7 protein-coding genes and 1 pseudogene are annotated in these 9,259 nt (G+C 69.6%); 4 read left to right on the top strand and 4 right to left on the bottom strand.

Annotated features, from left to right (window positions below; all coding sequences use genetic code 11):
• Together ACOEQ2_RS00085 and ACOEQ2_RS00080 are read left to right on the top strand one after the other, a co-directional pair.
• A partial coding sequence (locus ACOEQ2_RS00085) for an efflux RND transporter permease subunit (RefSeq protein WP_419727721.1) occupies positions 1 to 741 on the top strand: 741 nt, incomplete at its 5' end.
• A complete protein-coding gene (locus ACOEQ2_RS00080) occupies positions 738 to 2,192 on the top strand; it encodes an efflux RND transporter periplasmic adaptor subunit (RefSeq protein ID WP_419727720.1) in 1,455 nt (484 codons plus the stop codon). The genes ACOEQ2_RS00085 and ACOEQ2_RS00080, both read left to right, overlap by 4 nt.
• 27 nt (positions 2,193 to 2,219) lie before the next feature.
• Here the strand turns inward: ACOEQ2_RS00080 and ACOEQ2_RS00075 are convergent, their stop codons facing one another.
• On the bottom strand, positions 2,220 to 2,753 hold the full coding sequence (locus ACOEQ2_RS00075) for a hypothetical protein (RefSeq protein ID WP_419727719.1): 534 nt from the start codon (positions 2,751 to 2,753) through the stop codon (positions 2,220 to 2,222).
• A 371-nt stretch (positions 2,754 to 3,124) separates the two neighbouring features.
• Between ACOEQ2_RS00075 and ACOEQ2_RS00070 the strand changes: the two genes are divergently transcribed.
• Positions 3,125 to 3,664 (top strand): hypothetical protein, encoded by a 540-nt coding sequence (locus ACOEQ2_RS00070; RefSeq protein WP_419727718.1) that lies wholly within the window; start codon positions 3,125 to 3,127, stop codon positions 3,662 to 3,664.
• 144 nt (positions 3,665 to 3,808) lie between these two features.
• Here the strand turns inward: ACOEQ2_RS00070 and ACOEQ2_RS00065 are convergent, their stop codons facing one another.
• The gene (locus tag ACOEQ2_RS00065) at positions 3,809 to 5,506 is read right to left on the bottom strand and encodes an NADPH-dependent assimilatory sulfite reductase hemoprotein subunit (protein ID WP_419727717.1); all 1,698 of its coding nucleotides are present in this window, start codon (positions 5,504 to 5,506) and stop codon (positions 3,809 to 3,811) included.
• Between the two features lie 287 nt (positions 5,507 to 5,793).
• Entirely contained in the window at positions 5,794 to 6,243 is a 450-nt protein-coding gene (locus ACOEQ2_RS00060; RefSeq protein ID WP_419727716.1) for an RrF2 family transcriptional regulator, read from the bottom strand.
• A 107-nt stretch (positions 6,244 to 6,350) separates the two neighbouring features.
• Here ACOEQ2_RS00060 and cysK point away from each other — a divergent pair, with 107 nt between their 5' ends.
• Positions 6,351 to 7,346, top strand: a complete 996-nt coding sequence (gene cysK / locus ACOEQ2_RS00055) for a cysteine synthase A (protein ID WP_419727715.1) — start codon at positions 6,351 to 6,353, stop codon at positions 7,344 to 7,346.
• A 321-nt stretch (positions 7,347 to 7,667) separates the two neighbouring features.
• On the opposite strand, the pseudogene ACOEQ2_RS00050 reads toward cysK, so the two are convergent.
• Positions 7,668 to 8,798, bottom strand: a pseudogene (locus ACOEQ2_RS00050) (OmpA family protein).
• Positions 8,799 to 9,259 lie beyond the last annotated feature (461 nt).

The raw sequence follows: 9,259 nt of genomic DNA, 5'->3' as shown, positions 1-9,259 counted from the left end.
ACCCTGCTGCGCAACGTGGCCTCCTTCCATCGCGGCGTGGAGCCGTCGGTGGAGAGCCACGTCAACACCGAGCCGACCTTCGACATCTACGCCGCCGTCCAGGACCGCGACCTCGGCTCCGCCGCCGCGGAGATCAACCAGGCGGTGGCGCAGGAGACCAGGCACATCCAGGCCGGCGACAAGGTGCTGGTGCGCGGCCAGATCGAGAGCATGAACAGCGCCTTCACCCATATCGAGATCGGCCTGGCCGTGGCGGTGATCGCGGTCTACCTGCTGATGGTGCTGAACTACCAGGACTGGGGCGACCCGTTCGTGGTGCTGAGCGCTCTGCCGCTGGTGTTCTCCGGCATTGTGTTCTCCTTGTTCATCACCCACACCACCTTCTCGATCGCCTCGCTGATGGGGGCGATCATGAGCGTCGGCGTGGCGTCGGCGAACTCGATCCTGCTGGTGACCTTCGCCCGGGAGCACCGCGAGCAGACCGGCTGCTCGGCGATCGAGGGCGCGATCGCCGCCGGCGACGCCCGGTTGCGCCCGGTGCTGATGACCGCCGGCGCCATGGTGGTCGGCCTGATCCCGATGGCGCTCAACCTGGGGCAGGGCGGCGAGCAGAACGCGGCGCTGGCGCGGGCGGTGATCGGCGGCATCACCGTCGGCACGTGTTCCACGCTGCTGTTCGTGCCGTTCCTCTATACGTTGCTGCGCAGTGGACCGGTCCGGTCTCCGGAGGACTACGTATGAATCCCCCTGACGACATACGACGGCCGACACGCGACGAGCACGACGCGGAGCGCGATGATCGCGACGACCACGGCGCCCGTGACGCCGAAGGGCGGGGCGGCGATGCCGGTCGCGACGCCGCGCCGTCGCGGCGCGACCAGCCGGACCACGACGGCAGGGACGAGCCGCGGCGGGAAGCCAAGCAGGACGAGCCGCCGCCCGCCGCCCCGCCGCGCCGCTACGGCCTCTATGTCGCGGTCCCGCTGGCGCTGCTGATCGCCTGGGGGGTGTACAGCCACTGGCAGCAGTCGAGCTCGGCCTCCAACACCCTGTCGCAATCGCAGCACGAGGTGCCGGACGTCGAGGTGGCCAAGGCGAAGAAGACCTCGGATGTCGCCGCGACGTCCTTGCCTGGCCAGACCGTGGCCTACGCGTCGGCCGACCTCTACGCGCGCGCCACCGGCTATATCGGCCAGCGCTATGTCGACATCGGCAGCCGGGTGAGGAAGGGCGACCTGCTGCTCAAGATCGCCGCCCCCGACCTGGACCAGCAGCTGGAGCAGGCCCGCGCCCAGCTCGGCCAGATGCAGGCCCAGCTTGCCGAGGCGCAGGCCAGCCTGAAGCAGGCGCAGGCCACCTCGCAGAACGCCAAGATCAACAGCGCCCGCTCGCAGATCCTGGCGTCGGAGGGCTGGGGCACGGTCCAGGACCGCGACAACCAGGTCACCAACTTCAACGTCAGCACGCAGAGCGTCGGCAGCGCCCAGGCCGGGATCGGCGTGGCGGTGGCCAACGTGCGCGCGCAGCAGGCGACGGTGGACCGGCTGGTGGCGCTGACCGGGTTCGAGAACGTGGTGGCGCCGTTCGACGGCATCATCACCCAGCGCAACGTCGACATCGGCACCCTGGTGCAGAGCGACACCAACAGCGGCACCACCTTGCTGCACATCGACCAGGACGACGTGCTGCGCTGCCAGGTCTACGTGCCGCAAAGCCAGTTCGTCGGCATCCATGTGGGCCTGCCGGCCCACGTCACCGTGCCCGAGCTGCCGGGCAAGGTGTTCAAGGCGGTGGTGTCGCGGTTCTCCTCCTCGCTGGCGCAGAACTCCCGCTCCGAGCTGGTCGAGGTCGACATCGACAACCGCGACCACACGCTGAGTGCCGGCCTGTTCGTCACCGTCGCGTTCGACGTGCAGCGCCCGGAGCCGCTGGTGGTGATCCCCGATGCAGCCCTGATCTTCGATGCCTCCGGCCTGCACGTCGCGGTGCTGGACGGGACCAAGGTGTCGATGCGCCCGATCGTGATCAACCGCGACACCGGCACCGAGGCCGAATTGGGCCATGGCCTGCAAGGCGGCGAGCAGGTGATCGTCAACCCGCCGACCGACTTGGTGCAGGGCCAGACCGTGCACCTGAAGCAGCAGGGCGGCGACGACAAGAAGCAGTCCGGGGCCAAGGCCACCGCCGGTTGATCGCCGTCCTCCGCCCTGGGTGAACGCTCAGTTCTTGTGGGTGCGGCTCATGGCGCGGATGCGGCGCACCCGGCCGGGATGGCCGGCAGCACTCGGCGCCGAGCAGGTCTCGTAGCTGGCTGGCTGGACGATGTCCTTGGCCTCGGCGTAGCCGCCCAGGTCGGACGCGCTCCGCAACACCGACACCTCGTCGAACATGCTGACGCGCTGCTGGCAGAAGGCGGTGCCGGCCTTCAGCCCGCGCTCGGACTGCACGTTGGCGAGCTGGGTGATGTAGTCGTCGTGCGCGGTCTGCGCGCCGCGGCCGTAGGTGCTGCGGAAGTAGCCGTTCAGGGCGACTTCCTGAGCGTTCAGGTCGGGCCGGAACCGTTCCACGAACGCGTTGTAGCGCTCCTGGGCGTTGCAGGAGAGCGCCGTCACCATCAGCTCGCTCTTCAGCCCCTGCACGTCGAACGCCTGACGCGCCGACGAGATGCCGCACTGTCCGGCGGCGATCGCCTGTCCCCCGAGAAGTGCTGCGACCGCCACTCCCGCTGCGATACGCCTCATGAGGAAAGACATGGTGTTCTCCAGAACAAAGACCGCGTTGGCGAGCGGGGAGTCGCCCCGAGTCGTCGACATCCGCTCATCCGGTGGCTGAAGTTGCCGCCGTAACATGCGGTTTCGCAAGCAGATTTCTGAATCCGCTTTCGCGACGATCACCCCTGTGGCCAAACTGCATCGTCGAGCATCTTCATCGGCACGTGCTCTAGCGCCGCAGCCGGAGCCAGGCAAGCAGCCGTCCCGTCGTCCCGATCGCCGCCGGACAGGCGTGGGCCGGTGCCTCGCGTCGCAGCCGGTCTTCCGCCGTGGCGGCTTTTGCCCTAAGGCATCCTCCCGCACAGGAGGCTTGGCGTCCTGGCCTGGACTGCCTAATTCTCGGAGCTGTTTGAGTGCACGTGCGAGTTGCTGCATCCCTCCTGTCGACCGGCCTGCTGATCGCCGGCTGCGCGCAAAAGCCCCCGCCGGCGCCGCAGGCCGCGGTCGCACCGGACCCGTTCGGCTACCAGAAACGCTCCGCTGTCTGCACCGTGAGCCCGGTGGCGGCCGGTCCCGCCGGGCGCACCGTGACCATGGCGGTGCGGTCCGATGACGGGCTCTGCGCCGTCGCCGTGTCGCAGCCGGACGGGACCGCCTACGCGTCGTTCCTGCTGCAGGACCTGCCGGAGCACGGCAAGGCGTTCATCCACAACTACAACAACCAGACCCTGATCGACTACACGGCGACCACCGCCTATGCCGGTCCGGACGGCTTCAGCGTCAGCCTGGTGCCGAGCGGCGGCGGTCCGCGGACCCTGCTGCACGTGGCGGCGAAGGTGGATGCGACCGGCGTGCCGCGTCCAGCCGTGGTGACGCCCTACGTCGCACCTGTTGCCAAGGGCAGTACGCACAAGGCTACGAAGTCGCACCGCAAGGTCAAGAAGACGACTTGAAGCTCCTAGGGCCTGTTTGACGGCGAAGGCCAGGGGCTTTGCCCCTGGACCCCATGAAAGGCGGAGCCCTTCAAACCCGATTCTTAAAGTTAAGGGGTCTGGGGCCTGAGGCCCCAGCGGGTCCAGGGCAGAGCCCTGGCCTTCCTACTCGCTTGTCAGCCCCAGCAGGGCGTCGCGTCCCATCCTGGTGCAGAACGGGCCGAACCCTTCCTCCGGCAGGCCCTGCAGCGCCCACGCCCCGAACAGCGGCGCGAACGTGTCGCCGAGGCGGGCTTCCGGCACCCGGTCGAGCAGCCGGAACGACAGGGTGTGGCCGTCGAAGTCGCCACCGACATAGATCGCGTAGTGGCCCGGGATGCGGCCGACCAGGCCGATGTCGCCGGCATAGGAGCGCGCGCAGCCGTTGGGGCAGCCGGTGATGCGCAGGCTGATCCGACGGTCCTGCAGGTCGTGCCGGCGCAGCAGCCCGTCCAGGGTGGCGACGATCGGCTCGCGCACCCGCTCGGCCTCGGTCAGCGCCAGGCCGCAGGTGGGCAGCGCCGGGCAGGCCAGGGCGAAGCGCGAGAAGGTGGACAAGGCGCTGGCTGGCACCACGCCGTGCCCGGCCAGCACCTGGTCGATCGCCTGCCGGTGCTCCGGCCGGATGTTGGACAGCAGCACGTCCTGCTGCGCCGTCATCACCGGGTCGGCCCGGTACCGCTGCACCACCTCGCGCAGCGCGGTGCGCAGCGCCACCGTGTCGGTGTCCTTGATCCGCCCCGACGGCACCGGGACACCCAGCCACCACAGGCCGTCGCCCTGCTCGTGCCAGCCGAGCAGCTCGGGGATATGCAGCCGGTCGGTCGGACGCGGGTCGTCCAGCCGCTCGCCGTAATAGGATTCGAGCGTGCGCCTCACCCAGTCGAGGCCGTGGTCCTCGACCACGTATTTGAGCCGGGCGCGCCTGCGGTCGGTGCGGTCGCCGTGGTCGCGCTGCAGCCGGATCACCGCCTCGACGATGGAAAGCAGCCGGTCGGGACCGACGAAGCAGATCGGCGAGGCCAGGCGCGGAAACGTGTCGGCGCGGTTGTGGGTCATGCCGAGCCCGCCGCCCAGCGCGATGGTGTAGCCGAGCAGCCGGTCGGCCTGGTCGAACACCGCGATCGCGGCGAGGTCGTTGGACAGCACGTCGGCGCTGTTGTCCTCGGGAACGGCCAGGCCGATCTTGAACTTCCGCGGCAGGTAGGTGGGGCCGTACAGCGTCTCGGTCTCGTCGTATCCGGCGACCGGCTCCTCGTCGAGGAAGATCTGGTGATAGCCGCGGCTGCGCGGCAGCAGCGCCGCCGACAGCATGTCGGCGTCCGCGCGGAGCCTCCCGTGGCGCGCGTCGCGTCGCGGCGCCGCGGTGGTCATCAGGTTGCGCACCACGTCGCCGCAGGCGGACAGGGTGGTCAGCAGGGTATGGTTGATGGCGGCGATCGACGGCTTCAGGTCGCCCTTGAGGATGCCGTGGAACTGGATGCCCTGGCGGGTGGTGATCCGCAGCGTGCCGTTGGCGTGGCTGTCCGCCAGCCGGTCCAGGCCGAGATACTGCTCGGCCGTCAGTACGCCGCCGGGCATGCGGACGCGCACCATGAACTGGTAGTCCTTGTCCAGCTTCTGCTGCTTGAGCGCGGTCGCGGTGTCGCGGTCGAACTGCTCGTAGCTGCCGTGGAACTTGAGCAGGTTGTAGGCATCCTCGCTGACCTGGATGCCGCCCTCCGCCAGCTCCTCGGCCAGCCGTCCGCGCAGGCCGTGGCTGCCCTGCTTGAGGGTTTCGACCCCGGTCGGCTTCTTCGGGACGGGAACGGTCTGGTCGGGCACGGGCGCTGATCCTGGAAACGGCGGGGCGAAGCCGGAGCTGCGTCCACCCTGACTATCGAACGAGGCCTACGGGGATTCCGGCTGCTTCACCGAGCGCGGACAGGGCCTCGGCGCGTCCCGGCCCAGCTGGATGGTCATGAGGACGATCCCCGACGGCCGTCATCCCATCCAGGCCGAACCCGGTGGTGACGGGAGGAAGATGGAAGACGATTCGATAGTGGAGTCAATCAGACCACGCTGCAACGCAGTGGTTCGCCTAAAGTGCGAAACCCCTGCGCCGACCCGCTCTATATGGAGAAGCTGATCGGCTCTGCCAGGGGGCGGCGCAGTCCCGCGCCCTCGGCGCGACGCACCAGGTCGTCCAGGGTCAGCTCGTGCAGCTGCACGCGCAGGCTATCGTCGAACCGGCGCCAGGTCGGCTCGACCACGCGCGCGAACAGCTCGCCGATCGGACCGTCCTCGCCGACGGCATCCTCCGACACCGCGACCTCGACCACCTCGCTCAAACGGATGTCGCGTCGCGGCCGGCCGAGGCGGTAGCCGCCACGCGGGCCGCGCACGCTTTCCAGCAGCGAGGAGCGCGACAGGCCCTGCAGCAGCGGCTCGATCCCCCGACGCGCCAGCCCGGCCCGTTCCGCGATGTCCGCGGCACTCACCGTGCCGGCGCGGCCGGCGTGGAACGCCACGTCCAGCATGATGAGCACCGCGGTCATCGCCCTGTCGCGTCGAAGCAGCATCCCGGTCCTCCATTCGGTCGTGAAGCCATCCGCAGGCGCGGCACGATCGATGCTTAGCAGGACGGGCGCCGCTTATCCACGATCGAGATCGGTGCTATGACAACGGCATGGCACGACATATCGAGGCCGCCGACGCCGCAGCGCCTGCGTTCGCCGTTCCGCGCGGACGGATCTACGCCAGCATTGTCGAGACGGTGGGGGGCACGCCGCTGGTCGCTCTGCCGCGCCTGACGCGCGAGGATGAGCTGTTGGCCCGTGTGGCCTGCAAGCTGGAGTTCTTCAACCCGCTCGGCTCGGTCAAGGATCGGATCGGCGCCGCGATGCTGCTGACGGCGGAGCGGGAGGGCATCATCACCCCCGGCCGCACCGTGCTGGTGGAGCCGACCTCGGGCAACACCGGGATCGCGCTCGCCTTCGTGGCGGCCTCGCGCGGCTACCGCCTGATCGTCACCATGCCGGAAGGCGCCTCGATCGAGCGGCGCAAGATGCTGCGGCTGATGGACGTGCAGCTCGAGCTCACGCCCTCGCGGCTCGGCATGGCGGGCGCCATCGCGCGGGCCAGGGAGATCCTGGCCGAGACCCCGGACTCGTGGATGCCGCGCCAGTTCGACAACCCGGCCAACCCGGACATCCATGCCGCCACCACGGCGGAGGAGATCTGGGCCGATACCGGCGGCGACGTGGACATCGTGGTGGCCGGCATCGGCACCGGTGGCACCGCCACCGGGATCGCACGCTCCCTCAAGCCGCGCAAGCCGGGGCTGCTGGTGTATGGCGTGGAGCCGACCGAAAGTGCCGTGCTGAACGGCGACGAACCCGGTCCGCACGGCATCCAGGGCATCGGCCCCGGCTTCTGCCCCGGCGTGCTGGAGCCGGGCATCCTGGACGGCGTGCTCACCGTGTCGGAGCGGGAGTCGATCGCCGCCGCCCGCCGCTGCGCGCGCCTGGAAGGCATGCCGATCGGCATCTCCTCCGGCGGCGCCCTGCACGTCGCCCTGGTCCTGGCGCGCAAGCCCGAGCACGCGGGCAAGCAGATCGTGGTGATCGTGCCCTCGTTCGCCGAGCGCTACCTGTCCACCTCCCTGTTCGCCGGGCTGGGCTAGAACCCGGTCGGGTGGGCGCCGCGCGGCGCCCGCGCCCGTTTCCACGCACTGCGCACGCGGGTCCATCGCGTCCGGCAGACCTGGCCGTCGGCCGTGAGGAGGGTGCGGGAGGGTCCGACGGAACCGCGCTCGTCCGGCTGCCCGAACACGACGACCAGGCGGCTGTCGTTCCGGTCATGCTCCAGAAGGCCCGGCCGCCGTTGGAGCAAACCGCCTAGCGAGGGAAATCCGACGGGAAGAACCGTCGGATTTCTCCGCCAGCCATCGATCTGGTGGACCGATTTACCCGACGCCTGGAAACCAGGCGTCGGGATCGGACCACTAGCGCAGGATGATCTCGACGCGGCGGTTCTGCGGCTCGCGGGTGTTGGGGCCCGGTGGCGACGAGCGGGTGGGTCTCGCCGTAGCCGTGGATGTCGATCGCCGTGCCCGGCACGCCGTCGCGGATCAGCTCGGCCTTGACGCTGGTGGCGCGGCGGATGGAGAGGCCCTGGTTGTAGCGGGCGCCGCGTGCGCCGCCATGGATGGACGAGGTGTCGGCGTAGCCGTTCACCTCGATGCGGGTGGTCTGCACGTGGGTGGAGGTCTGGGCGGCCTCCGCGACGATCGCGCGCGCCCGCGTGGTCAGCTCCGAGCCGTCCCAGTCGAAGAACACGAGGTAGGTGCGCGCTTCCGCAGGCGCCGGTGCGGCGGGTGCGGCCGACGGCGCGGCGGGCGGGCGGCGGCGGGGCCGGGTTGAACTCGTAGCGCACGCCCAGCAGCAGCGAATGGTTGAAGTTGGTGGTGATGTCCTGGTTGCCGCGCGAGGTGCCGTAGGGCTTGGGCCCGAACGCGCCTTCGGCCCCGATTCCGTCGCCGGTGAAGCGCTGCGGCCCGAGGATGGAGGTGAAGCGGTACTCGAGCGTGCTCGACAGCCCGACCACCCACGGCACCGGCACCGACAGGCCGAAGATGCCCTGGTAGGCGAAGTTGCCGTCGGTGCCGCCCAGGCGCTCGGCATAGGGATAGTTGGTGCCGCTGTAGTGCTCGGCCGCATGTGTCCAGATGTAGCCGGCGCCGGCGCCGAAATACGGGTAGAGCCAGCTCTTGCCGATATCCATGTCGAACAGCACGTTGCCCATCGCGCCGTAGTCTTCCTGGTAGCCGCCGGCGAGGGTCGGGAAGGGCGTGCCCCGGAAGTGCTGCAGCGGGTCACGGCGGTAGTTGCCCTCGACCTCCAGCCGCAGCCCGTTGCCGAAGCCCCAGCCGACGCTGCCGAGCCCCGACCTCGCCGGCGCCGTAGCGCAGCTCGCCGCTCGGCTGCTGTGGCGACAGCCGCACCGTCTGATCCTGGGCGAGGTTGCCGCCCCCGGCAACGCTGACATACAGCCCCTGCACCGGCTGCGCGTGGGCGCCGGCCATTGCCGCCACCGTGCAGGCGACACCTGCCAGCAAGCCGAACCGTCTCGTCATCGTCACGTGCCCCTTCGCGCGGTGCCGGCCGGACGCGGATGACCGGCGATGCCGCCGGACAGCCGAGCCGCGAACGCGTCCCGTCCATCGCACGTAGCCGGTTTTTCCGCCGGGAAGAAGCGCCGGCGACATGTTCCTGCGCCGACCGTCCGGGCGGTCCGGGAAACAGCCGGCAGCGGTTTCGACGGCCGGACCTTTAGTGTCTTTTTTGCAACATCCCGCGTCAACCAGTCCGGATCGGGCCATGCCTATATTGCATGGGTGTCGTGTTGTGAACTTTAAGTGTGGTCACGAACCGTTACGTCCCGGCGAGGGGGCGGGCGGTCCTGATCTTGCCAGGACGGCAGCCGGCAGCAGCGCCTGCCGGATGACATTGCGGTGTAGCAATGAAGACCGTTTCAGCCGACGGTCCTTCAGTGGATGCCTCGTCCCGTCCTGGTTTCGTTTGCCTATCGGGCCGG

The organism is Lichenicola sp. (genome assembly GCF_965198575.1).
Taxonomy (GTDB): domain Bacteria; phylum Pseudomonadota; class Alphaproteobacteria; order Acetobacterales; family Acetobacteraceae; genus Lichenicola.
This window is presented reverse-complemented; position numbering and strand designations above follow the sequence as displayed.

Bases quoted from the DNA above. Each gene is read 5' to 3' on its own strand.
- ACOEQ2_RS00080 (WP_419727720.1), top strand. From the start codon at position 738: ATGAATCCCCCTGACGACATACGACGGCCGACACGCGACGAGCACGAC.
- ACOEQ2_RS00075 (WP_419727719.1), bottom strand. From the start codon at position 2,753: ATGTCTTTCCTCATGAGGCGTATCGCAGCGGGAGTGGCGGTCGCAGCA.
- ACOEQ2_RS00060 (WP_419727716.1), bottom strand. From the start codon at position 6,243: ATGCTGCTTCGACGCGACAGGGCGATGACCGCGGTGCTCATCATGCTG.
- cysK (WP_419727715.1), top strand. From the start codon at position 6,351: ATGGCACGACATATCGAGGCCGCCGACGCCGCAGCGCCTGCGTTCGCC.